This is a genomic window from Nostoc sp. S13, assembly GCF_029379315.1.
GTDB lineage: Bacteria > Cyanobacteriota > Cyanobacteriia > Cyanobacteriales > Nostocaceae > Nostoc.
In genome coordinates, this window is record NZ_JAQYWQ010000041.1 from 24,909 (window position 1) to 49,659 (window position 24,751).

At 40.7% G+C, this 24,751-nt stretch carries 21 protein-coding genes and 1 pseudogene; 15 read left to right on the top strand and 7 right to left on the bottom strand.

What is annotated here, in order from left to right:
• Positions 1-94: 94 nt before the first annotated feature.
• The 5 genes from pstB to PUQ00_RS14930 all read left to right on the top strand — a co-directional run bounded on the left by pstB (position 95) and on the right by PUQ00_RS14930 (position 5,858).
• Positions 95-874, top strand: coding sequence for a phosphate ABC transporter ATP-binding protein PstB (pstB, locus tag PUQ00_RS14910; protein ID WP_300417782.1), 780 nt, complete (start codon positions 95-97; stop codon positions 872-874).
• A 540-nt stretch (positions 875-1,414) separates the two neighbouring features.
• Positions 1,415-2,572 (top strand): NYN domain-containing protein, encoded by a 1,158-nt coding sequence (locus PUQ00_RS14915; protein WP_300417784.1) that lies wholly within the window; start codon positions 1,415-1,417, stop codon positions 2,570-2,572.
• An 81-nt stretch (positions 2,573-2,653) separates the two neighbouring features.
• The gene (locus PUQ00_RS14920) at positions 2,654-3,358 is read left to right on the top strand and encodes an SDR family oxidoreductase (RefSeq protein ID WP_300417817.1); all 705 of its coding nucleotides are present in this window, start codon (positions 2,654-2,656) and stop codon (positions 3,356-3,358) included.
• 106 nt (positions 3,359-3,464) lie between these two features.
• Positions 3,465-4,541 carry a 4-hydroxyphenylpyruvate dioxygenase gene (gene hppD / locus PUQ00_RS14925; RefSeq protein WP_300417820.1) on the top strand — a complete coding sequence of 359 codons (1,077 nt, stop codon included), beginning with the start codon at positions 3,465-3,467 and terminating at the stop codon, positions 4,539-4,541.
• A 627-nt stretch (positions 4,542-5,168) separates the two neighbouring features.
• A complete protein-coding gene (locus PUQ00_RS14930; protein ID WP_300417824.1) occupies positions 5,169-5,858 on the top strand; it encodes an HAD family hydrolase in 690 nt (229 codons plus the stop codon).
• A gap of 369 nt (positions 5,859-6,227) precedes the next feature.
• On the opposite strand, the gene PUQ00_RS14935 is transcribed toward PUQ00_RS14930, so the two are convergent.
• Entirely contained in the window at positions 6,228-6,854 is a 627-nt protein-coding gene (locus tag PUQ00_RS14935) for a CPP1-like family protein (RefSeq protein ID WP_300417827.1), read from the bottom strand.
• A 647-nt stretch (positions 6,855-7,501) separates the two neighbouring features.
• On the opposite strand from PUQ00_RS14935, the gene PUQ00_RS14940 reads away from it, so the two are divergent.
• Positions 7,502-8,221, top strand: a complete 720-nt coding sequence (locus tag PUQ00_RS14940) for a response regulator transcription factor (RefSeq protein ID WP_300417830.1) — start codon at positions 7,502-7,504, stop codon at positions 8,219-8,221.
• A 1,021-nt stretch (positions 8,222-9,242) separates the two neighbouring features.
• Here the strand turns inward: PUQ00_RS14940 and PUQ00_RS14945 are convergent.
• Positions 9,243-9,434: pseudogene (locus PUQ00_RS14945) on the bottom strand (DUF2811 domain-containing protein); the annotation flags it as partial.
• Positions 9,435-9,907: 473 nt separating this feature from the next.
• Between PUQ00_RS14945 and PUQ00_RS14950 the strand changes: the two are divergent.
• Positions 9,908-11,179 carry an MFS transporter gene (locus tag PUQ00_RS14950; protein WP_300417833.1) on the top strand — a complete coding sequence of 424 codons (1,272 nt, stop codon included), beginning with the start codon at positions 9,908-9,910 and terminating at the stop codon, positions 11,177-11,179.
• Between the two features lie 154 nt (positions 11,180-11,333).
• On the opposite strand, the gene PUQ00_RS32825 is transcribed toward PUQ00_RS14950, so the two are convergent.
• The 3 genes from PUQ00_RS32825 to PUQ00_RS14965 all read right to left on the bottom strand — a co-directional run bounded on the left by PUQ00_RS32825 (position 11,334) and on the right by PUQ00_RS14965 (position 13,921).
• The gene (locus tag PUQ00_RS32825; RefSeq protein ID WP_366145961.1) at positions 11,334-11,993 is read right to left on the bottom strand and encodes a PEP-CTERM sorting domain-containing protein; all 660 of its coding nucleotides are present in this window, start codon (positions 11,991-11,993) and stop codon (positions 11,334-11,336) included.
• Positions 11,994-12,979: 986 nt separating this feature from the next.
• Positions 12,980-13,630 (bottom strand): bifunctional phosphoribosyl-AMP cyclohydrolase/phosphoribosyl-ATP diphosphatase HisIE, encoded by a 651-nt coding sequence (gene hisIE, locus PUQ00_RS14960; protein ID WP_300417836.1) that lies wholly within the window; start codon positions 13,628-13,630, stop codon positions 12,980-12,982.
• A gap of 102 nt (positions 13,631-13,732) precedes the next feature.
• Positions 13,733-13,921, bottom strand: a complete 189-nt coding sequence (locus tag PUQ00_RS14965; protein ID WP_300417838.1) for a ChaB family protein — start codon at positions 13,919-13,921, stop codon at positions 13,733-13,735.
• A gap of 112 nt (positions 13,922-14,033) precedes the next feature.
• Here PUQ00_RS14965 and hemL point away from each other — a divergent pair, with 112 nt between their 5' ends.
• The 4 genes from hemL to PUQ00_RS14985 all read left to right on the top strand — a co-directional run bounded on the left by hemL (position 14,034) and on the right by PUQ00_RS14985 (position 18,069).
• Positions 14,034-15,332: a glutamate-1-semialdehyde 2,1-aminomutase gene (hemL, locus tag PUQ00_RS14970; protein ID WP_300417840.1), complete on the top strand. Its 1,299-nt coding sequence runs from the start codon at positions 14,034-14,036 to the stop codon at positions 15,330-15,332.
• Between the two features lie 974 nt (positions 15,333-16,306).
• On the top strand, positions 16,307-17,215 hold the full coding sequence (locus PUQ00_RS14975; protein ID WP_300417842.1) for a polysaccharide deacetylase family protein: 909 nt from the start codon (positions 16,307-16,309) through the stop codon (positions 17,213-17,215).
• Between the two features lie 133 nt (positions 17,216-17,348).
• Entirely contained in the window at positions 17,349-17,651 is a 303-nt protein-coding gene (locus tag PUQ00_RS14980; RefSeq protein ID WP_300417844.1) for a hypothetical protein, read from the top strand.
• 115 nt (positions 17,652-17,766) lie between these two features.
• Positions 17,767-18,069, top strand: coding sequence for a hypothetical protein (locus PUQ00_RS14985; RefSeq protein ID WP_300417846.1), 303 nt, complete (start codon positions 17,767-17,769; stop codon positions 18,067-18,069).
• Between the two features lie 229 nt (positions 18,070-18,298).
• On the opposite strand, the gene PUQ00_RS14990 is transcribed toward PUQ00_RS14985, so the two are convergent.
• Positions 18,299-19,159: a fasciclin domain-containing protein gene (locus tag PUQ00_RS14990; protein ID WP_300417849.1), complete on the bottom strand. Its 861-nt coding sequence runs from the start codon at positions 19,157-19,159 to the stop codon at positions 18,299-18,301.
• An 860-nt stretch (positions 19,160-20,019) separates the two neighbouring features.
• Between PUQ00_RS14990 and PUQ00_RS14995 the strand changes: the two genes are divergently transcribed.
• Positions 20,020-20,814, top strand: a complete 795-nt coding sequence (locus PUQ00_RS14995) for a glutathione S-transferase family protein (RefSeq protein WP_300417851.1) — start codon at positions 20,020-20,022, stop codon at positions 20,812-20,814.
• Here the strand turns inward: PUQ00_RS14995 and PUQ00_RS15000 are convergent.
• Entirely contained in the window at positions 20,765-20,893 is a 129-nt protein-coding gene (locus tag PUQ00_RS15000) for a hypothetical protein (RefSeq protein WP_300417854.1), read from the bottom strand. The two genes, PUQ00_RS14995 and PUQ00_RS15000, sit on opposite strands and share 50 nt — an antisense overlap.
• A gap of 254 nt (positions 20,894-21,147) precedes the next feature.
• Between PUQ00_RS15000 and PUQ00_RS15005 the strand changes: the two genes are divergently transcribed.
• From PUQ00_RS15005 to PUQ00_RS15015, 3 genes are all read left to right on the top strand, one after another.
• A complete protein-coding gene (locus PUQ00_RS15005; RefSeq protein WP_300417857.1) occupies positions 21,148-22,878 on the top strand; it encodes an ATP-binding protein in 1,731 nt (576 codons plus the stop codon).
• 75 nt (positions 22,879-22,953) lie between these two features.
• Positions 22,954-23,109 carry a hypothetical protein gene (locus PUQ00_RS15010; protein WP_300417859.1) on the top strand — a complete coding sequence of 52 codons (156 nt, stop codon included), beginning with the start codon at positions 22,954-22,956 and terminating at the stop codon, positions 23,107-23,109.
• Between the two features lie 368 nt (positions 23,110-23,477).
• Positions 23,478-24,461 (top strand): RNA polymerase sigma factor, RpoD/SigA family, encoded by a 984-nt coding sequence (locus PUQ00_RS15015; protein ID WP_300417862.1) that lies wholly within the window; start codon positions 23,478-23,480, stop codon positions 24,459-24,461.
• Positions 24,462-24,751: the final 290 nt, after the last annotated feature.

A 24,751-nucleotide genomic window follows, 5' to 3' on the forward strand; every position in this document is an offset into this window, starting at 1 on the left:
ATGAATATCTCCTTTTAGGAGTAACATAGTGAAACAACAGTGCTGATTTGTAGTGTTTTACTTAGTCAAGTTTTATTTCACACGTTTTGGGAATATGAGTAAACTAATTCCAGCCATCAGAGTCAAAAACTTCAGCTTCTATTACGACACTCAAAAGATAGTTGAAGACGTGTCAATGGATATTTACCAAAACCAAGTCACGGCAATTATTGGTTCTAGTGGTTGTGGCAAGTCTACTTTTCTTAAATCGTTAAATCGCATGAGTGAATTAGAAGAAGAAGTGAGGGTTGAAGGAAAAGTAGAATTTTTTGGGCAGAGTATTTATGAGCGTCGTGTTAACATCAATCGCTTACGTCGCCAAGTTAGTATGGTTTTTCCCAAGCCAAACCTTTTTCCCATGAGCGTTTACGATAATGTTGCTTATGGGGTGAAATTAGTTGGATGGCATCCAAAAGTAGAATTAGATGGAATCGTTGAATCTGCCATCAAAACTGCCGAACTTTGGGATGAAGTGAAAAATAAGCTGCACAAATCTGCTTTAGAGCTTTCTGGTGGTCAACAACAAAGATTATGTATTGCCCGTGCTTTAGCAGTCAAGCCAAACGTTCTGTTGATGGATGAACCTTGTTCAGGTCTTGATCCTGTCGGTAGCATGAAAATTGAGCATCTGATCCATAACTTGCGTTCTAAGTTGACAATTGTGATGGTTACTCACAATATGCAGCAAGTAACTCGCCTATCTGATTTTACGGCTTTCTTTTGTAGGAATGAAAATCGGATTACTCAAATGGTTGAATTTGGTACTACAAATAAAATCTTTACTAACCCCCTGGATTCTCGCACCCGCGACTACGTTTTCGCCCGCGTCAATTGAAGTGTTTCTTAAATTCTAGCTGCTTAGAGGGCTACTACATGGTGCAAGCAGAAACTAGGGGTTGAATTTAACATTTTTGAGGGGTCTAAGTCCCTCGCAACAAGCGACAAGTTTTGCGGTGGGATTAAAATCCCCAGACGCTCGCGGACTAGCTAAAGCTTCACTAATGCAAAACTTAATTACGAATTACGTTAGCGTTCGCGTAGCGTCTCGTAGAGAGCGTCATTACAAATTACGAATTACGAATTACGTAGCTTGCTTCTCGCCGGAGGTGAGAATTATGAATTATTTAATTTCCCTTTGCTTTGAGTTTTTCTTGTGTTGGGCAATACCATCTGACATTGACAGTATTTTTTTATACTATATATTTAAAGACAAGTATCTGCTCTAGACCACCTGAATCACAAAATGAAATGTCCCCGGTGCGAATCTACTTCATATCGTAAAAATGGTCGTCGGAATGACAAGCAGAATTACTTCTGCAAAAATTGTGGTAAACAATTCCTTGAGCCTCTATTCCCTGATTCCTTGGAAACTGACTTGCTTGCTAACGGCAACGGGCATACTAAAGTCTTTATGGCTGAAGCAACGGAAGTTCCTTTAGTAAAAAACCTGCTAGAAGAAAAAGCCACAGAGAAAAGTCTTGACTCTTGTAGTTTGACATTAGCTGAAGAACTGCTGCAAACTATATTATCGCCTGATTGGTTAGAATCTGCTGCGTTCAGTAAATTGCTCCTGAGAATTCAGCAAAAAAATGAAATTAAACATCAATTAGAAATAGGAATATCTCTTCTACTTTTGGATGCAGAAAACTTAAAATTAGATATTAATTCAGAATTATTTTTAGCCAGTGTATGTGAGTATCCTCTCCAAGTTAAAATGGCATTTGCTAACTGGAGAAACCCCAGTATTGGCAAACAAGATATTGAACTATATAATCGTGGTTATCAACTTATCCATGTGCCTGACGGTAAGAATAATGCTGATGCAAAAATGATCCCATTTGGTGCTTGTATTTTACGCTCTTATCCAACAGTCAAAGAAATCTTAGTCTGTTCTAGCGATGGAATTTTAATTCACCTCTGTAACGAACTCCAAAACCAGGGATTGATTGTCTATTGGGTACGTAGACAAGGGCAAACTTTGCATATACAAAACCGAAATACTAACAAATTAACTCATTATTCCTTAGCAATGGCAGCAGAAGTTCCAACTTTTGAAAAAGTGGTTGAGCAAATTCAAGATTTAATTAAAAATGAGCAAGAATCAATCAATGCTCGATTAAGTAGTTTAGCGGCTATTGCGAGTTTATTTCAAGAAAGATGGAATATCAATATTAAACATAATCCCAAACAACCAGAAATTGAGGAAATAATCCCTGTTCTAGATAACTCATTTACACAATCTATTCAAGAGCAAGAAAAAAAATCAGATTCGGCAGAAATTCTTAATGGAAAAACATTAGATAAATTACTAGTAAAAATTATTCAAGATATACAAATAAAGTCTCCCCAAACTCAATTATCTGTATCTAAGCTAGGTTCAGAGTTACAGAAAATAACCGGAGAATCTCCTAGTTCAATTGTCAAAAAATTAAAGTTAGGTTCTAGTTTTACCAAATATTTAGAATCATCTCCGACATTTACATTAAAAGCAAGTGGCAAGGAATATGAGGTAACAGCGCTACTCGGTGAGTAAATATTTTCTCAATGTCTACGTACAGCCTGAGCCTATAATTCAGTATTATGTAAAAAGATATAAATAAATGTAAATAATCCAATGCAGGATAAAGTTGTTGTCGTTGTCGGTGCTACTGGTGGTATTGGTTCAGCTTTAACACACAAACTTGCACCTACCGGAGTACGCTTGGTACTGGCTGCGAGAGATGCGGTTCGTTTAACAATACTGGCAGCTGATTTACCAGGGCAAGTTTTGAGTATTCCCACCGATATTACTGACCCCCAACAAGTAGATACTTTGATCCAAAAGACCGTCGCTAAGTTTGGTCAAATCGATATTTTGGTGAATGCAGCTGGTGCCGGTATACTCAAGCCTTACAACAGCCTGGAACCCGCTGATTTAGACAAGATGCTAGATGTCAACTTAAAAGGCAGCTTTTACACCACTCAAGCGGCTGCTGAAGAGATGCAAAAGCGCAAGTCTGGTCACATCTGTAATGTGGTAGGAATTCTGGGCAAGCATTCGATGGGGATGGCAGCAGCTTATTCTGCTTCTAAGTTTGGTGTTGTCGGTTTCAGCAAGTGCATGGCAGAGGAACTCAAGCGTTTTGGTATCAAGTTCACGCTATTCTACTTTGGTGGGGTAGATTCTCCTTTCTGGGATAATGTCAACCTAAAAGTAGACCGGAAAAAAATGCTCAGTCCTGAAACTGCCGCCAATGCGATTTTCTTTGCCCTTTCTGCCGAACCGCAAGCTGTGCCAATGGAAATTAATATTCAACCTGATAGTCATTTGTTCTTTTAAAGTGAGAGAACGCCTAGATAATTCTTGCTTATGAAAGACCTGAAAATCTAGCAAAAAAGGCAAAATTTACAGATATATAAACTTTTATGCTGGTTTTTCAGTATCTATGAAAATTGATCACGTTCATTTCTATGTAGAAGACGCCAAAGTATGGCGGGATTGGTTTGTACACCATCTTGGTTTTCAAGTAGTAGCCGATCGCATCAGTTCATTTCATACTTGTACAGAAGTGGTGGAAAGTGGTACTGTCTGCTTTTTTCTATCTTCACCACTGTTGCCCACAAGTCCAGTAGCTGAGTTTCTCCGTCAATATCCACCAGGTGTCGCAGATGTCGCTTTTGCTGTCGAAGATGTCGAAGGCGCGATCGCACTAGCTCAAATGCACGGTGCTACAATCTTACAACCGATCCAGGAACGCCAGGTGGGTACGGTATTCCTCAAATGTGGCAAAATTGCCGCCTGGGGTGGACTGACTCATACGTTGATAGAAAGGTCATTAGTCAGTAGTCATCCGTCATTAGTTTTTGAGAAAGGACAAATGACAAATGACAACACTTTTACCGCCATAGATCACGTAGTATTGAACGTGGCAGTTGGTGAATTAGAGTCTGCTGTCGGTTGGTATGAAAAGATCCTAGATTTTCAACCCCAGCAAGCATTTAAAATTAAAACTGATCGTTCTGGTTTACACAGCCAGGTGATGGTTTCGCGCAATGGTAGCGTCCAATTGCCCATTAATGAACCGGCTTCCAGCAATTCCCAAATTCAAGAGTTTCTTGATGTCAACCGGGGGGCAGGAATTCAACATATTGCCTTGCGGACGACTAATCTTGTAAGTGCGATTGCTAAATTTCGTGCCAGTGGTTTATCCTTACTCTCAGTTCCCGAAAGCTACTACTCGCAACTAAAACAGCGCCCAGGACTCACCTTATCACCCCTAGAACTGGAAGCGATCGCTCAACAGGAAATTCTGGTGGATTGGCAAGAATATCCTCTTGTAGGGGCAGAACAAATTGCGCCCCTACTACTGCAAATTTTCACCCAGCCCATTTTTGAACAGCCAACATTTTTCTTTGAGTTTATTGAGCGCCGTTTCCAAGCTAAAGGTTTTGGTGAAGGCAACTTTCGCGCTTTATTTGAAGCTATTGAAAGCGAACAAATCAAACGCGGTACTTTGCAATGATGCCCCAGTACAATTTACCTTTTTTGTAGTATTTATATGGACTTAATGATGATAGCCTGGATTTGTAAGTAACTTGCAGAGTCAAAGATATTGAGATTAATTAGATATAGAAGGCGAAAACTAAACTAAAAAAGATGAAAGTCAAGTCTCGTGATAGACATAATTATATTGCTATTGTAGAAGTTACTAGTCACGCACACCCACGTAAGTATTTTATAGCTTTTCTTAGAAAGCTAAAAGTCAGGTAGTCTTTTACTCTAGCCAAAGCAATGTAAAGGCAAAAAGAACCAATAAAAAATTTCACAAAATTAAAGCCAAATTTTATACAGAAACGTTCTTAGACTTAATTGACAAAGATATTGCTCATAGCCCTAGTTTTATTGAACCTCTCACTAAAGATTTGTATCATTGTGCAGAAGCTCTTACCAAAGGTATGACAGTTGATTTTAATCAGCAGCTACCAGATGGCTTTATTTTTGTATGAATGTTAATGGCTGGACATTAAAAGCTCACCCCGCTTTCAGTGAATATTTTAAAAAACTGATTGTGACTGTTGAGTAGCTTGTTACTCTCGAAAAATAGCCATATATCTGAGATAATTTTAATAAGAATTAACATTTTCCGCCGATGCTAAGACTGATTACTGACTTCGACGGCCCAATTATTGATGTTTCCGAACGGTACTACCGTGTTTATCAATTCTGTTTGGAGAAAACCCATCGCCCAAACCAAGTAGTGAAAGAACTTCCGAAAGCGGAATTTTGGCAGTTAAAGCGATCGCGCATTCCCGAAAAACAAATTGCCTTAAATTCTGGGTTAGACGAAGCCCAAGCCCAAGAATTTGCCCAGTTGCGGCGGCAAACTGTGCATACAGAACCTTACTTTCACTATGACACTCTCGCGCCTGGTGCTGTGGATGCATTGTTAAAAATTCAACAAGCTGGAATTGATTTGGCTGTTATGACCATGCGCCGATTTCGAGAACTAGATTATGCCTTTAAAAAACACGATTTAGGCAGATTTTTCCCGGAAAATCGTTGTTATTGCCTGAATAACGACTACGTTAAAACTCGCGATATTGAAGATAAGCCCTTGTTAATGGCTAGGGCATTAGAAGAACTACCCCCGGCTGCTGATACCTGGATGGTGGGAGATACCGAAGCCGATATCACCGCAGCTAAAAATTATGGTATTAAGGTGATGGCTGTGGAATCTGGCATCCGCGATCGCACCCAATTGGAACTTTACCACCCCGACTTAATCGTTAAGGATTTCAGCGCTGCTGTAGATTTAGTTATGACATACTCCCATCACTGATTGCAAACAATACAGTGGGGGGTTCTTACTTTTAACTTTTGACTTTTGACTTTTGACTTCCCCGTTCGCGTAGCGTCTCCAAGAGTTGGGGCTGACCATTACTCATGAGCAAAGATAGAATCGTCACCGCCTGCTATCCATCTCACACTGACTTTTTAGGTACAGTGTAATGCTTTTGCAAAGTGAATCTAAAAGCTAAACACCTTGTCTAAAAAGGCTTTGTAGCTGTAACAGATTGAATTAATCAACATTCAGGTCGCAAATTAAAATAGGAGCCACAAAAGGTATTCTGGCTCCTGACTCTCAAATTTTAAGAAGAACACATATAAACCACGTCTTCTTTATAGAAACTTGCTTACGGGTAGCAATTTAGCGTAGAAAGCTACTAACCAACCACAACAATATAAACGTTACTACAGTAGAGAACTGATTCGTTCCCAGACTGGTAAATGATATTTGTGGTAAAAGCCAGCTAGCAACTAGTCCACCAGCGATTAAGCCAATTATTAAACTGACCAGGGTGAACAAAACTGCTCGACCAAATTTGCTTTCCTTGCGATTGAGAAAGTAAATACTGGTACCTACCCCAACCACCAATGCTAACTGCAAAACCTGATCCCCTCCCTCTGGATAAAACAGGCTAATAGAACTCAAACCAAGAAACCAAGCTCCTGGTAAGAGAATATCCGCAGGCGTTGGCTGATCCAGCATCCGTTGCAGCCATGCAGGTGACTGCTCGCTAGGGGTTGGACTTTCTTTAGGAGGCGATTGCACTCGCAGCTCTGGAAACCGAATACGCTCAGGGACTTTAATTTTACCTTCCTGGCGCATCCGTAAGCGATCCATTAAAATCGCATCGTAAGCCGCTTCAATTACTTCTAAATGCTTGGAATCGCCACTATGTTGCTCGAATAGGCGATTACGAGCATCCTGAATTTCATCGAAGCTAGCCTCTTCTGATACCCCAAGTTTTTCGTAGGGATTTTGATCGCTCATGGGAGTTTGTTACTTCAGCCTCAGTCAGCGGCAGTCTTTTATCGAAGAAAAAACAGCTTTAGGTTTTGTTTTGATCTCAACTAAAGTCTCGATCTATCTTATGCCCTACCAGGATAGTAGCACGGGTTAGTTTGATCGACTTTATAATTTCAACTGTAGTCACTTTAACATATCGCCATAACTCCGTATATACCCTCATGTCGTTGCCTAGTTCTGGCTCTAATCTAGAATTTGAACGGAGAATACCTAAAACACATAGTTTTGATGAAAAAATCAACTTTACTGTTTCAGATTTGGCGACTCACTGTACCCTAACAGAGTTTTTTTAATTATACTGAATAATCGCTTGTGGTATATATCCACATCTCGATTTAAAATTAAAACGTTTTAAGTTACCACCTAACTGGGATCAAAAAGGTGTTTTAGCCGCAACAGTTGTTGCGGCTAAAACCAGAGCGCCTATATACTGTGGCTAACAGAAGTTTAGTGTTCTCATCGCTGACAATCCTGATTACAGTATTTATCTTTAAAATGATCAGGATTCTTGTACCGTAGCTATGTAGGTTCTTAGTTAGTCCCAAAGTGGCAACTGCGTTTTTAAGCAACCCTCTTGTTAATCTTACGAATTTTTGTGCAAAGTAATGGTCATGGCTCCTGCCAAGATTCTTGTAGTTGACGACGACCCTGCGGTTCGGAATCTAATCCAACGCTTTTTGATTAAGCAGAACTATCAGGTGGAGGCTGCCGAAGATGGAAAGACAGCCTTAGCTCTATTTGAGCAATTTAACCCTGATTTGGTAATTTTAGATGTGAATTTACCAGATGTCACTGGGTTTAACCTCTGCCAAGAGATGCAAAGTCGTAATGGTGTTTTTGTTTTGATGTTGACTAGCCGTGCTGATGAAGCTGACAAAATTCGCGGTTTTTCTAAAGGTGCTGACGACTATCTCACCAAGCCTTTTGGGCTGGGAGAGCTAGAAGTCAGAGTCGGAGCTATTTTGAGGCGTCAGCGAGTGATAACTAGCGCCGAGCAGAAACGCTTGGTATTTGAAAAACTTATGATTGATCCGGTGCGACGGGAGGTGGCACTTAATAACCAACCAGTACTCTTAACTGCTCTGGAATTTGACTTATTGCATTTTTTAGCCAGTCATCCAGGTCGAGTTTGGCGGCGTGCAGAACTAATCCAAGAGGTCTGGGACTATGAATATGTCGGCGACCAGCGAGTTGTAGATGTGCATATAGGCCAAATTCGCAAGAAGATTGAAATTGATGCTAGTCAGCCAGCATTAATTCAAACTGTACGTGGCGTAGGGTATAAGTTTGAATCTCCTAGCTATCCCCAGCAGTTAGAAGCCAAGTCCTGAGTTTATAGTCTAGAGTTTTTTAACTCTTGACTGTTAACTTTTGGGGGAGTTGGTGGTGAATTTCTTTGGCTTTAGTAAAAGACAAATTTAGACAATCAAAATAGGTAGATATTCCTCAAATACAGACTAAGTAGTTATTTGAGATATCGATTTATCCCTTTAAGACAGTGGACAGGGAAGATAGTCCACTGGAAAATATTTCTTTGCTTGTGACTGTTTTGGTAGATATGGCGGTGCTTAAGGTGGAGTTCCTAGGCACGCATAGGTCTGCTACTGTCTGAACGTGTTTGTATCCAAAAGAAAACCGCTAGATAACAACTACTAACGACCAGCGAATATATTCAAGTCTTGCTTCAATTCTAAATCTTGCACTATTACCAATTAGTTTTAGCAACACCAGAAACTGTTGGAACCTCTTTAAGGATCAGAATCTACTGATCTTTTTTGTTGTAATATTGCCTCCAGATGGCCGATCGCTTCGGCTCAAAATCCGATTAACTGTCCGTTCGCTTATTTCGATCTGACTTTTCTTTCTTACTGACGACAGAATTACTGTTTCAGGCTTTGCCAAAATAGTGTAGGCGTAGCCCGTCGTAAACATTACAACTTACTATAGGACTGATATTTGATTTTTGAAATATACGTAGGGTGCGTTACGCCAAAGGCTAACGCACCACCTCTGATTCCAGGTGCGTTACGCTACGCGATAACACACCTTACATATACTTAGATTTTTTCACAAATCAAATCGGATTGCTATAGTTGATTTCAACTAGTAAGTTGTAATAAAAAGGGAAATCAGAAATTGCCTACAAAAGTTAAAACCTATATCAGATATAGGTTTTATTAAATATTGATCTGATGTCAAAAGAATGAGCGAACGGACAGTATTAATGGGGCACGGCAAACCGTGCCCATATTAGGGCATGAGTTAGAATAACGCCCTACATACCAGTACCTATGGGGTGTCTAGTAGATTAGCCGTTGCGGGTGAATCGATGCTGGGCATTTCTACTGAGGAGTGGTGGAACAAAGTTTCCAGATAGACTCGGGCAGCACGGCGATCGCTATCTCCATTTTGGAGTAAAAACAATGATAACGCCGCCGTCAACACTCTGTTTTCATCCCAATCGGGATGCTTTTCTAAGTAGTTTTTTAAAGATTCGTGGAGTGTTTCGGGAATTTCTGTAAAGATGCTAACCGTTGCTTTCATGAGATTTTCCTCCTATGAGGATAATCAAGAGGGACAAGTTGCTTGCGGTGAAGCGGCTTAGGGCTACCTCACACGCTCTTTCGCTAGCCCGACAATCTGCGCCCACATCTGGTGGTAATATATTTTACACATTTGATGCCAACGGTTGAACGGACTACAAAAGCAAGCCGAATCATTGTGCGCCAAGAGGGGGTGGGTTTGTCAATGCTGCGAAATGTTAAAAACGATTGTATAAAAAATAAATACGAACGAAATAATCAGGTTTCAAGCCGATTTTTCGTTACTTTACTTTACAAAAACTCAGTCTTTAAAGTTCCTTGTCACTGTCAATTAACAATCCCCAATCAGACTCTAAGAAGCCCATTAGTTCGTTGAGCACCTGTGGAAAACTGCTAAAATCCCTGTGGAAACCTTGTGGAATGAGTGAGGAAAATTGTAGCCAATGATAAGAATTACCAAAATGTCAGGAAACTATGACATTTAAACTGATGAAATTAGCTTCTCAATCCCAGTTATCATCGTGGCTGCCCTCGATACATCCCCAGGTTTGGATTTTCGCAATTGGTAGATTTCTCTCGGAAGTTGGCACCGGCTTTACCCTGTTTTACGCTCCCATCTTTTTTGTCAATGAAGTTGGTTTATCTGCAACCAGTGTCGGGGTAGCCTTGGGTAGTGGCTCGATTTCCGGCATTCTAGGGCGGATTGTAGGTGGTTCTTTAGCTGATTCTGAACACTGGGGACGCCGCCGGACTTTGTTGCTAGCCACGGCGATTTCAGCAAGTGGTTCTCTAGTTTTAGCTGCAACCAATAATTTTACTATTTTGGTAATTGGTAGCTTGATTAGCGGTTTAGGGATAGGTTTTTATTGGCCGGCGGCTGAAGCTGTTGTTGCTGATGCCAGTGAGATTGATAATCGCCGCGAAACTTTTGCGATCGCCCGATTAGCAGATAATCTGGGGTTAGCGATCGGAATTGTGCTAGCAGGGTTTTTGATCGCGATAATTGGAAGTTATCGATGGCTATTTGTGATTGATGCCATCTCTTTTCTGTTATTTTTTGGTGTTATTTATGCGGGAATTATTGAAACCGAACAACAGCAGATGGGGGAATCTGAAAAGACAGAACATTTTGCTTCTTGGATGGCAGTATTAAGCGATCGCCGCTTCCTGGTCTACATAGCAGTTAATATATTCTTCACAATCTATATTTCTCAAATCCATAGCATCCTGCCGCTTTACTTCAAAAACTTTGTTATTAAAAGTACTACCGAAGGATTAGCCCAAACTACGATTAGCGTTCTATTTGCTTGGCATCTAGTGATAGCCATCATTTGTCAATTGCCTGTTACTAGTGCCTTAAAACGCTGTTCTCATACACTTGCACTTACTGTGTCTGCTATTTTGTGGGCAATTGGTTTTGGCCTGATTTGGGTAAGCGGTACTGCCCCATCTCATAATCTGGTTTGGGTAGCATTGGCATTGGGAGTATTTGCTGTTGCGATTGTTTCTTATACCCCATCTGCTGCCTCTTTAGTCACTGAGTTAGCCCCGGAAAATCAACGCGGCGTTTATTTCTCCATCAACGCTGTGTGCTGGGCTGTTGGCTATTTTATTGGTCATCCCTTGGGTGGATGGGCATTAGATCAACCGCGAATTATTACTGATAGTTTCTGGCTCGGCTTTTCTTTGAGTGTGCTGATTGTCGTGGCAATTTTACAGTATCTGAATCGAATTTTGGCTGATTAATCACTCTTATGTTTAGCAATTTTCTCAGTTTCAGTTTCAGTTAAAAATTTGACTAAATGACTGAAACTCTTTTAGATAGAAGTTTGTAACCCCAAATATGAGCATTCAACTCCACATTCTTTTTAATTCTTTGTGCTAAAGTCTAAACAAATCTTTATACAGTTGAAGATGCTTTCCGCTTGCGTTTCATCCATAATCCCATTGCACCAGCAACAGCTATACCCCCAAGGCTAAGAGGTTCAGGGACAGAAGCAGCAGCTTGATCAAAAACAATTTCCGAAATGCTGTAATACTCTGGGAAATTACCACTTGTCTGAAAATTGGAGAAGGTTACTTTATCACTTACAACGTTTGGAAATATTGAATTAGAAAAGTCAATTAGTTCATTAACTAGCCTATTAATATTATTAGGAGGTATTCCTTCAGGCTGAAACCCTATAGTAGAAAAAGTCTGACTTATTCCATTGATTGTTATATTTACAGCGTCAATGTTGCCAGGAATACCATTATCAGTAGGGCCATATGAAAATAGCTTGATGTTTGCAATTGTTGATTTCTGGTTGAGAAAAGTACTGATTGTCGAGTTATCTGACTTGAAGAAAAGATGAGTGTTACCAAGATCAGTTCCTATAAGACCATCATTTAGTGTTCCAGAGCCATCAGAGTAGTTATAAGTTCCATTGCCGTTACTGTTAATTGTTCCATTATAATTATGATTCCAACCACCAAAGCCTGACAGGTGTGTATTAGTAACATCGTAAGAAGAAATTTTTACAGTAGCTGCATTTGCTAATTCTGGAAAAATACTTCCTATAGCTAAAAGTTAAAGAGCTTCAAAGGTGGCAATTGCTATCTTTTTCATGTTTTTTCGCTATAATTATTTGGGACAGATTATATTATTTAAAATAGTCCATTATTAGATTTTTTTTGCAATAATAATAAAATGTTAATTATATAGATAAAAATAAAATATATACTAATGTTTAGCTATCAGATAAATTTTTTATTTTCTAGAAACGGGAATGAGGAATGGGGTCAAATGAACTGTAGTATGTAGGCTAGCAAGAACCGCAGGCATTGCTCGTACTTTGCATTTTTTCTGAGACAAGAACAAAAAGCGCTCGCCCCCTTCTTTTGGAAATTAATACAGCAGTTTTCTTTTGCATAAAGTACAAAGCTACAGGTTTTGAGGTAGGAGGCAAGAGATAGAAACTCTTTATACAGCAGATTGCAACTTGGTAACTAACGTACAGATGATCTTAAGGGCACAGCAGTGCTCATCCGTGTCAACTTAACGTGAAAGTTAGTCTAGAACCAGCTTTTAGAGATTGTCTCGTTCCTAGTCTCTGACTGGGAAGGCATTCCGAGAGGCTCCGCCTCAAGACTTGCGGCAGAGCCGCGATGAAGTGCATTTCCAGCCAGAGGCTGGAAACGAGGTTTTAAAAGGCTTTCACCTTAAGTTGACACCAATGAGCAGTGCTGTGCCCCTACCTGTGTACTTCATTTACCTGAAAAACGTTGTATCTGATGCGTGAGTCCTGCATTTTGTACCTCACTTATTTGCAAACAGCTATAAGTATAAATTACGTGTGCGTGATTCTATGCTAATATCTCATTGTCGTTGGCACATATTGGTTTAGCCAGAGAGGTTTAATCTCTAGGTACACGGTTAAGTTAACCTGTCATAGGCAATAAAAAAGGGCCTGCTTGTTTAATTCTAGAGACTGGCGAGGTTGGGGAACAAAGATTTTTTATCTACTTTCCCTACTCACTCATTTTACTCTCATTTATCTATATTCTTTATTTGCGACGTTCTTGGAGCTTGCGATACACCGATTTCAAATCAACTTGATGGTGAGCCAAGGCAACCAAAGTATGATATAGCAAATCAGCCACTTCACCTGCGATCGCATCTGCCTCATCATCCTTAAAGGCCATTACCACCTCAGCAGTTTCCTCACCGATCTTTTTCAAAATTTTGTTATCGCCACCTGCCAATAGTTTACAGGTATAAGAACTTTCAATCGGATTGTCGCGGCGATCGCATATTACTTGAAACAATTGCGACAATGTATCCCCTGGTGGTGGGGCAATTTTCCCTTCTATTTGATGAAAGCAACTGCGTTCTCCAGTATGGCAGGCAACATCTCCTAATTGCTCTACCCCTATGAGCAGCGCATCACTATCACAGTCATAACGGATACTCTGCACTTTCTGAATATGTCCAGAAGTCGCCCCCTTGTGCCACAATTCTTGCCGGGAACGGCTCCAAAACCAAGTTTCTTGAGTTTCTAAAGTCTTTTGTAACGACTGCTGATTCATCCACGCCATCATCAGGACAGTACCATCCAAATAATCTTGGACAATTGCAGGTACTAGACCTCGTTCATCGTAGCGAATTTCCTCAACGGGGATGGCGTAATGTAGTAAGCGCGAATCGTTAGAAGACATACCAGCTAGTTTGCTCTAATGAGAATAATTCATGGATTCACGATACCATTCTCAATAGAGCAACTGGCATGTTTTTTTTGAATTGCACTATCGTATCTACCTCTAAACAAGAGCATTCCGTTCCATAGCAGACTGCATCTTTACAGCACTCAACGCTACTTGGTGAGCTTTTGAGGCTTCACCATACCAATGGATCGCCGAGTTAAAAGCTGCTCGGTAAAGATCCTGGTATGCTTCAGATAATCGGGTCTGAATATCTAAAGGCAAGTCTTTATTCGACTTGTATAACATATTGTGATTGTTATTTTTATGGTTCAGCTAATTTTATATGATAGAAATTCTAATCAGTATTTGACCCTATCCTAAGATAGAGCTTTTTATTGCCCACTGTTAGGAGAGAACCTTGGTAAATACCACAATTAAAACAACAAAATCACAAGAAGTCTTCGCCGCTGCTCAAAACCTCATGCCAGGAGGAGTCAGTTCTCCAGTTCGTGCCTTTAAATCTGTGGGCGGACAACCCATAGTTTTTGATCGTGTTAAAGGCGCATATATTTGGGATGTAGATGGCAACCAATACATAGACTATGTAGGCACCTGGGGGCCAGCTATTTGCGGTCATGCCCATCCAGAAGTCATTGCAGCGTTGCATGAAGCTTTAGAAAAAGGCACCAGTTTCGGTGCTCCCTCAGTCTTAGAAAATGTTTTGGCAGAAATGGTCATTGATGCCGTTCCTAGCATCGAAATGGTTAGATTTGTCAACTCTGGAACTGAAGCCTGTATCGGAGTTTTGCGACTGATGCGGGCTTTCACCAACCGAGATAAAATCATCAAGTTTGAAGGCTGCTACCACGGACACGCCGATGCGTTTCTAGTGAAGGCAGGTTCTGGTGTTGCTACACTTGGTTTGCCAGACTCACCGGGAGTACCTAAATCGGCAACTAGCACCACTTTAACTGCGCCTTTCAATGATTTAGAAGCCGTCAAAGCCTTGTTTGAAGAAAACCGCGACGAGATTGCTGGCGTTATTCTTGAGCCAGTCGTCGGCAATGCTGGGTTTATTGCACCTGATGCTGGCTTCTTAGAAGGATTACGGGAACTGACTCACGAACATGGAGCGTTATTGGTATTTGACGAAGTGATGACAGGCTTCCGTATTGCTTACGGTGGCGCTCAGGAAAAATTTGGCCTCACTCCCGATTTAACAACCTTGGGTAAGGTGATTGGTGGTGGTTTGCCAGTGGGAGCCTATGGTGGTCGTCGAGATATTATGTCAATGGTTGCACCCGCCGGCCCCGTATATCAAGCTGGGACTCTTTCTGGTAATCCTTTGGCCATGACTGCTGGGATTAAGACTTTAGAATTGTTGCAAAAGCCAGGTACTTACGAGTATCTTGACCGGATAACTAAAAAGCTTGCAGATGGTTTGCTGCAAATTGCCAAAGAAAATGGTCATGCGATTTGCGGCGGTCAAATCAGCGCGATGTTCGGCTTATTCTATACCTCTGGCCCAGTTCATAACTACGAAGATGCGAAAAAGTCTGATACAGCTAAATTTGGACGCTTCCATCGCGGGATGTTAGAGCATGGTGTTTACTTAGCACCTTCTCAATTTGAAGCTGGGTTTACGTCTTTTGCTCACACCGAAGAGGATATTGATCAGACTTTAGCAGTAGCACGAGATGTAATATCTAGTCTGTAACCTGTTAAGGGATTTTCAAATAAAAAAGTATCCACTGACCTCTTGTGGGGTGGGTATCTTACCATTGATGTCAACTTAAGCCCAAACTCCTTTAAAACCTCGTTTCCAGCCTCTGGCTGGAAATGGTGTTCCTGGCGGCTCTGCCGCAAGTCAGGGAGGTGGAGCCTCAACTACGGGCATTCGCAGTCGGAGACTGTTAACGAGATAAACGAGATAATCTCTAAAACCTGGTTCTAGGCTTGTTTTCACGTTAAGTTGACACCAATAGCATCTTACCTACCTCACAAAATGGATGATTTATTGGAAGTCCGACTTTGCGCCAAATCGCCATTACAAAACTTAATTACGTTAGCGAGTCCGCGTACTCCTGCGTCCAAGCAAGCTACGCCTTAGTCTCGTAGAGCGTCATTACGAATTACGAATTACGAATTACGAATTATTTTAACGGTTTGCCCTGTGCCCTCATTACTTAAGGAAAGTCACATGCTCGTCATAATTTTGCAATGGCTTCGTCAATAGGATATAAAATATTTAACTTACATTAAGTATATTCATATTAATAAAGCGGGAGCAATTAGCTTTTACAGTTCTCGAAATTTCCCTCATACCACCCGATAGTCTACAAAAATTAACGCGCAAGAAGGCTCTCACCTTTATTGTGAGTGTTTTGCTTATATAGGACTCCTATTTGATTTTTGAAAAAACTCCATACAACTCGAAAGGGCTGATTCCCCATTCCCTACTCCCTACTCCCTACTCCCTGCCTACGCAAATAAGTTCAAGAATCAAATCGGATTGCTTGTAGATATTAGATTATCCATAGAGTCAGGCATTTTTTCCGAATCAGGGTTGGAGCTAACTTGAAAAAATATGCCAATCATGCTGTAGGTTCCATGACAAGTCTTACAAAAGTCTAAAAAACTGCCCGAAGTATTGTGAAAAAAAGATGATTCGACCCTTGAAGGAGCTAGGAAGTGCAGAACTATAAATCATTTTTTGGTCTGCAAAAAATATTAATTACGTTGCTTGTCTTGAGTGCCAGTTTGAGTGTAAGCATGATGATGCTTCTCAAGTCAAGCTCATCTGAGGCTCAAAGTACAGAAAATATAAATGTAAACAATCTAGCAGGCAAGGTTGGAACTCAGCAGCAGATTGAAGAACTAAAAGCGACGATGCTTAAAAGTTGGCAGCAACAAGCACAAATAAAGGGTCTTTCCTATGTTGTGCCACTACGCTTTCAAGGAGCAATAGTTGAGTCAGCAAAACTTACTCCCGCTCAGAAAGTAATTGCTCTCACCTTTGATGATGGGCCATGGCCTGAGAGTACCGCGCAAGTACTGGATATTCTTAAACAAAATCAAATCAAAGGCACATTTTTCCTAATTGGACAAAATGTGAAGAATTATCCAAGCTTAGTAAAGCGGGAGATTGCTGAAGGTCACGTAATTGGCAACCATACTTGGCATCATTGGTATCAATTCTTGAATCCACAAGCAGCTGCCTATGAAATTGACCACACAGCAGACCTGATTTATCAAGTCACAGGGATTAAAACAAATTTGTTTCGACCACCAGGAGGAATCATGCACAATGGGGTGGCTACTTACGCTAGAAATAGCAAATATGCCATCATTCTCTGGTCATCTGACTCTGTAGACTACTCGCGTCCTGCTGTACCAAAATTAATTAATAATGTGTTCAGGGAGGCCAAACCAGGTGGAATTGTGCTGATGCATGATGGTGGTGGTAATCGCTCTAAAACTGTGCAGGCTTTACCAGAAATTATTGCTAACTTTCGGAAACAGGGCTATAGCTTTGTTACTATCCCTGAACTTTTGGAAATGCAAGATAAAGATCAAAAGCTGATTGCAAACAAAAAGTAATTGTTATTTCGATGCAAATCAGCGGCTCTATCAATTGCCGCTTGGTAACTAAAAACAAGTTGAATTTTTCTGGCGATTTCTAGGTTTTTTAGCTAAAGTCAACCAATAATAAGGTCTAACACTCAGGAAAATCATGAATAAAATTGTAATAACTTTACTTTGCTGCTCTAGCTTTTTTGCTTTGACGCTCCTAACTGTCAATCCAGCTTTTGCGAAAGAGTTTTCTCCTCAAAATTTAACCTCTGCCAAGTTGAACTCCGACCAGACGCAGACAATTAATATATCTGTAACTCAAAAATCGCCCGAATTTCCATCAATCGGCTCTACTCAATCACTCGAAGAGCTTGCTATACAGAAGTTTGGCTGTGACTGCCCTGCCTGTCAAGCTCGTGTAAGTCAGATGGTATTACAAGGTAGTTTGCCTCAACTTAAATAAAACTGGTGTCTGAAATGAAATTATGACAGATATTGATATTAAGAATTTTTATGGCGATTTATAGTTTTTTCGTCTAAGCTCAACTTAAAGATCTAGTCTACTACTGGTGTAAATCATGAATAAAATTGTAATGACTTTGCTTTGCGGCTCAAGCTTTTTGGCTCTAATATTACTAACTGTCAATCCAGCTTTTGCTAAGAAGCTTTCTCCCCAAGATTTAGCCAATCCTACCTTAACACCCACTGACACACAGACAGTTGCTGCACCTATTTCACAAGAATATCGCCAAGACCCATCAATACGTGCTAATGAAAGAGTTAAACAGCTTGCTATGCAGATGTTTGGCTGTGCCTGCCCCATCTGTCAAGCTAGGGCAAGTCAGATGATACTACAAGGTAGTCTGCCTATATCTCAGTGATTTAGATTAGAAACTCAGCCAATTGTAGTCACTTGCTCCTTTGAGGTTTTAACTAGCGAAGAATCTAGCTGAACAATGAGCTATTTCTGGTATCGTTAAAATTCCTTTTTAACTCACCGTTCTTACAAAAAACCGTCCAAAATTAACATTTGAACGGTGAAGGGAATTTTTACGTATTAATACTTTATACCAACCTAGCTCTGTTGCAGGTTGTACTTGTACCTAAAAACTACAAGTCAGGAGGTAAAATCACCTGATCAATTGCGTGGATTACACCGTTAGTGCCTGTGATATCTGCCTGTGTCACTTTAGCATCATTGACAGTTACACCGTTAGCAGGATCAACTTTAATGTTGATTGTACCGCCTTCTAGGCTTTTAACTTCGCCAGACTTCAAATCAGTGGACAATACCTTACCAGGTACTACATGGTAAGTTAAGATTTTGATCAATACTTCTTTGTTAGCTGGTTTGAACAATTCTTGCAAAGCATCTGCTGGCAACTTAGCAAAAGCTGCATCAGTGGGGGCAAAAATAGTTAAGTTATCTTTCCCTTGCAAAGCTCCGGTCAATCCTGCTGCTTTCAAAGCCTTGGTTAAGGTTGTAAAGGAAGCATTTGATTCTGCCAACGCTAACAAGTTTTTGCCTTGATTATCGCTTGCTCCTGGCCCTGGTGGAGTTGTAGTAGGTGTATCAGTGGATGGTACTTGTGTTGGTGGTGTGGTAGGTTGAGTTTCCGGGATAGTACGTGGGGTACGGGGTACAGGTTCACTAGGTGTAACACTACCACCACGGTTATAGGGAGGCTCGTTAAAAATACTTGGTTTGGGATTTAGGGTTCCACCACTTTTCTGTACTACTGTTTGGCGTTTGGTATTGCCCTTTTCTATTTCGGAAGCAGCCTCAGCAGGTGTGTATTGAGCGTTTGCTTGAAGGCGTTGGCCCTTGTTATAGGGGGCTTCGTTGAAAATACTGGGGTTAGGATTTAGTGCCTCTTTCGCATCAGATGGTAAAGTAATGAGATGGCTGAAACTAATAAATCCTGCTATGCCTGTCAACGTAGTCAGCAATTTGCTGTAATTTGTCTTCATAAATTTTGTTTGTCTTTTTGTCCACACACTACATAAAGATTTATAACATTTTACTATGTACAAAATCTAACGGAAGAGGGAAATAAGATTTTTCCCAAAATAATTTGTGCTAATGAGATAAAATATCTAACTTCAGATGAGGCTGATAAGTATGAAATATATCTAGCACATATTTTATGTAAATTGAGCAAATTTCCTCTATCACACCAAAAAGATTTAAAAAGCCTCAGATGGGGTAACGCCAACTTTAAGAAAGTGGGAAAATCTCACATCTACAAATCATGAGCTACAATAAGCTGTCAGAAAGATTATACTTAAAAGCCAATTTATATACAAACTTGTACGTAAATTAATAGTTGATTCAAAAATCCTGAATCTCATACAAAAGAAGGCTATATCTCGGAATTAATCATTGATTATTCGGCAAAATTACAGAAATTAAGTACCTAGATATTTTAATCTAGTAGTCTGTCAAGTTGAAATTGATGAGTAAGCAACTTGGTAGTCAGGACTTTAGTCGTGATTTTCTAAACACTAAAGTCCTGACTATAAACCTTCAAAACTAGGTAGACAAAGTAGTAGCATCAGGGTGGTATAAATTAAATTAACGGCTGAAGACTTACAACTAAGCAGTTATGGTTAATCTAGAATATGCCAAATTAAATTATTTAGTTATTTGATATTTTAATGAATCAAAAAATAATATTATTTTTCTAAATCGATAATTTTGTCCAAAATCAGGTATGAGTTCAACCATAATGTCAATTAGATAGACAACAAGCAACTAATGTCAAAAAAATTACTTTAACTAAAGATACAATTGTAAAGTTAAGAAATTGACCAGTTACAAGGGATACAACATGCTGGAATTATACCAATGGGAACTATCTCAATACTCAGAGAAAGTGCGCCTAATTCTAGATTATAAAGGACTAGATTACCGCAAAATAGAGGTTACACCTGGGATTGGACAAGTAGAACTGTTTCGGCTGACTGGTCAGAAACAAGTACCGGTATTAAAGGATCGTAATAGATATATTGCGGATTCTACGGAAATAGCTAAGTATTTAGACTTAGAATATCCCGATCGCCCAATAATACCGCAAGATCCCAAAAAACGGGGTTTAACTTTATTAATAGAAGAATGGGCTGATGAGTCCATAGGCATCAAAGGTCGCAAAGCACTATTTGCTGCAATAAGTCAAGATCAAAATTTCCGCAAGTCTTTATTACCCACCTCAACACCAGATATATTTAAAAGTCTGGTTGGAGGAGTACCTACTGACTTCCTGACACTGTTGGGTTTTGGGGTAGGTTATAGCCCAGATGTGATACAGTCTGCGATCGCATCCTTAAAACAAGACTTGGAAGCGTTGACATTGTTACTGGCAGATAGTCCTTATTTAACAGGAGATGAGCCGACTTTAGCTGACTTGGCAGTGGCTGGCTTATCGATATTGCTCAAGTTTCCCCCTGGCCCCTATCTGGATTTACCAGCTTCTATTAGAGGAAAAGGATTGCCAATCTTTACAGAGAATATAGATTATGAACCATTTTTCACCTGGCGCGATCGCCTTTACGCCCAATTCCGTAAACCATTAATTATTACCACTCCAACAACCCCAAGTGCGCCAACTTCAATTGAGATTGACTAGGTAATGGGGCATTGGGCATTGGGCATGGGGCATGGGGCATGGGGCATTGGGCATGGGGCATTGGGAGAGAATAACTCAAGACAAATGACTAATGACTAATAGACTTATCCACAAATAAACCTCAAAATAGCTGAAACCCTTACATAGCTGGCTTTTTAGCTTATATAAAACAGGAACCTCTAAAACCCTCTCCAGAGCTAGGTTTCAGCCAAATAAAGTTCTCATTTCCGGATAAGTCTAATGACTAATGACTAATGACAAATTCGCAACTTCTGCCCTATCCAATTACAATTCAACATAAGATAGCGCACCAACAATCATGTAATTAATTAGATGAATTCGGGACAGCCATTAGGTTCGGTCATTCAAGGTTCTCTGACTGAAGGTTTAGAAGTACGATTGCATCCTGACATTTCTGTGGAAGATATGCGGGTGGGTAAGTTTCTCGTTGTGCAAGGGATGCGATCGCGTTTTTTTTGTATGCTGACAGATGTAGCATTGGGAGCTGCTAATGCACGAATTACTGCTAATCCCCCCAATTGGGAAGACACTTTTTTACGAGATGTTTTAGCCGGAAGTGGTACTTATGGTACTATCAACCTCGCGCCGATGTTGATGTTCACTCCCGAATCTGAAGAATCTTTCTCTCCCACAAATGGCAAGTCGGCAAATCCCTTCGTCCCATCAATGACGGGTTTGGCTTCATTTGTGCCACAAACGAGCACGACGATGGAATTGTTGCCTGTTAAAACTATTCCTAGCCACTTTAGTCAAGTTTACGATGCAAGTGTTGACGATTTTCGCCGCGTATTTGGCTGGGAAGATGACCCCCAAAGGCGCAATTTTTCCATCGGAAAACCTTTAGATATGGATGTGCCCGTTTGCATCGATTTAAATCGCTTTGTGGAACGGAGTAATGGGATTTTTGGCAAATCTGGTACTGGGAAATCCTTTCTAACACGGCTAATTTTAGCTGGGGTTATCCGTAAAAATGCGGCAGTAAACTTGATTTTTGATATGCACTCTGAGTATGGCTGGGAAGCAGTCGCAGAAGGTAAAAACGTCAGTACTGTTAAGGGCTTAAAACAACTTTTTCCTAGTAAAGTTGAAGTCTATACCCTCGACCCGGAATCGACAAAGCGCCGGGGTGTGCGTGATGCTCAAGAACTTTATTTGAGTTACGAGCAAATTGAAGTTGAAGATATTAAGTTATGTAGCCGAGATTTAGGACTCTCTGACGCAGCCTTAGATAACGCCAATATTCTATATAGTGAGTTTGGCAAATCTTGGATTGTCCAGTTGCTGAATATGACTAATGAAGAAATTGAGATGTTCTGCGACGAGAAGCGCGGACACAAAGGCTCGATTATGGCATTGCAGCGCAAACTCTTGCGGATGGACAGCTTGAAGTATATGCGAGCGGTTTGCCCCCAAAATTACATTAGTAAAATTGTCCAGTGCCTGGAATCTGGGAAGAATGTTGTGATAGAATTTGGTTCCCAGTCTAATATGCTCTCTTATATGTTGGTGACGAATATGATCACCCGACGGATTCACGAGCATTACGTCAAAAAAGCCGATAAATTTTTACAGAGCAAAAATCCCAGCGATCGCCCCACGCCATTGATGATTACCATTGAAGAAGCGCACCGTTTCCTTGACCCAGGAGTGGTACAAAGTACTATTTTTGGGACTATTGCCCGTGAACTGCGGAAATATTTCGTCACACTTTTGGTAGTTGATCAACGTCCATCAGGCATAGATAATGAAGTTATGTCCCAGATTGGGACTCGGATTACCGCTTTGCTGAATGATGAAAAAGACATTGACGCGATTTTCACGGGTGTCTCTGGTGGTAGTGGACTGCGATCGGTGTTGGCAAAGTTAGACTCGAAGCAACAAGCCTTAATTTTGGGTCATGCCGTTCCGATGCCAGTAGTAGTACGTACCCGTCCTTACGACGCAACTTTTTACGAAGAGATTGGTGAGCCAGCCTGGGAAGAAAAACCTGACGCAGAAGTATTCGCGGCTGCTGAACTAGCGAAAGCTGACCTGGGATTCTAGATTCTAGATAGTTATTTCTTATTGGTCGTTAGTCATTTGTCCTTGGTTAAATAATGAGTCTCTAACCAATGCCCAATGCCCAATGCCCAATGCCCAATGCCCAATCCCCAATTCGTAACATCCGTCCATTGTCATAGCAAATTAAGTTCGGTTATCCCGCTAGGTTTTAGCTACAGAAGAGGGGTTTTTGGCGTCACTATAGATGTAGTCAGTAATTTCAAGGAAGTTTAAATTTTTTTCTCTAAATGACCGCTTTTGAATTATAATTTTAAGCTTTATCTGAAGATACTTTACGATCTGCCTTATTTATCGTACTATAAAGCTAAGTAGAACTCATACCGACTTCGGATTTTTCCGATACTGTCAGTAACTACCCAAAAGAAAAATTCTCAAAAACAACCAGCGTGCTTATAAGAGATTGAAAATTTAGGGGAGGTAGGGGAACCTATAATTGGGGGCTTACCGTCTTAAAAGCGGCTGTATCAATTGATAATCACTTTTGCTAGCTCCCGATATTTAGTGATAGATGTACTACCTTTATCCATTGTTTTTAGTAAGAAAATATACATTGTGTTTACGGAGTAGAGGATAACGCACCAATGCCTACTGTCAACACCCAAACGGAAAACCTCAATACCAAATTCACGGTTGATATGGTGCGAACCTATCTACGGGAAATTGGTCGTGTACCATTGCTAACCCGTGAACAAGAAATTGTCTATGGAAAGCAGGTGCAACAAATGATGACGCTCATCGATGCTAAGGAAGCTTTGGCGAAGAAGCTGCAACGTGAGCCGAATATGTCAGAGTGGGCTGACCAGGTTGAACAATCGGAAACCGAGGTACAACAGACGGTGGCGCAAGGTAAGCGGGCAAAGCAAAAAATGATCGAAGCGAATTTGCGCTTGGTAGTTGCTATTGCCAAAAAGTACCAAAAGCGGAATATGGAGTTTCTGGATTTAATCCAGGAAGGAACACTAGGATTAGAGCGGGGTGTGGAGAAATTTGACCCAACTAGGGGTTATAAGTTCTCAACCTATGCTTACTGGTGGATTCGCCAAGCAATTACCCGCGCGATCGCCCAACAAGGTCGCACCATCCGCTTACCGATCCACATTACTGAGAAACTGAATAAAATCAAAAAAGTGCAGCGCGAGTTGGCTCAAACCTTGGGGCGATCGCCGACTCCAGCCGAAATTGCCAAAGAACTGGAACTAGAACCTGCTCAGATCCGCGAGTACCTGAATATGGCGCGTCAACCAGTGTCTTTAGATGTGCGAGTTGGCGATAACCAGGATACTGAGTTGCAAGAAATGCTTGAAGATGACGGCCCATCACCAGAGTATTACACCAATCAGGAATTCTTACGCCAAGACTTGAACAACCTGCTAGCAGAACTAACCCCTCAACAGCGAGAAGTTTTAGCCCTACGCTTTGGTTTAGAGGATGGTAATGAAATGTCATTGGCAAAAGTGGGTGAGAGATTGAGTCTCAGCCGTGAACGCGTCCGTCAGTTAGAGCATCAAGCTTTGGCTCATCTGCGTCGCCGTCGTGCCAATGTGCAAGAATACGTTGCTAGTTAAATGTAGAGACGTAGCAATGCTACGTCTCCATAAGGTGATGCGCCTCCTGAATTCAGGGGGCGATTTTTTTATCCGCTTAAAAAACTGATTTTTGTCTTGCTTCTCCCTTTCCGCTTCAAAGAGGGAGCCTGGGAGGGAGAGGTCTATTGAATTCACGTTAAATTGACACCAATGAGCATTGCTGTGCCCTTACAACACATATGTGGTTAAATTAAATTAAAACTGTTGTAAATGTTAAGTAGCTCAACCTAATTAAATGTAAAACGCTCGACTTGGTACTGACCTTGTAT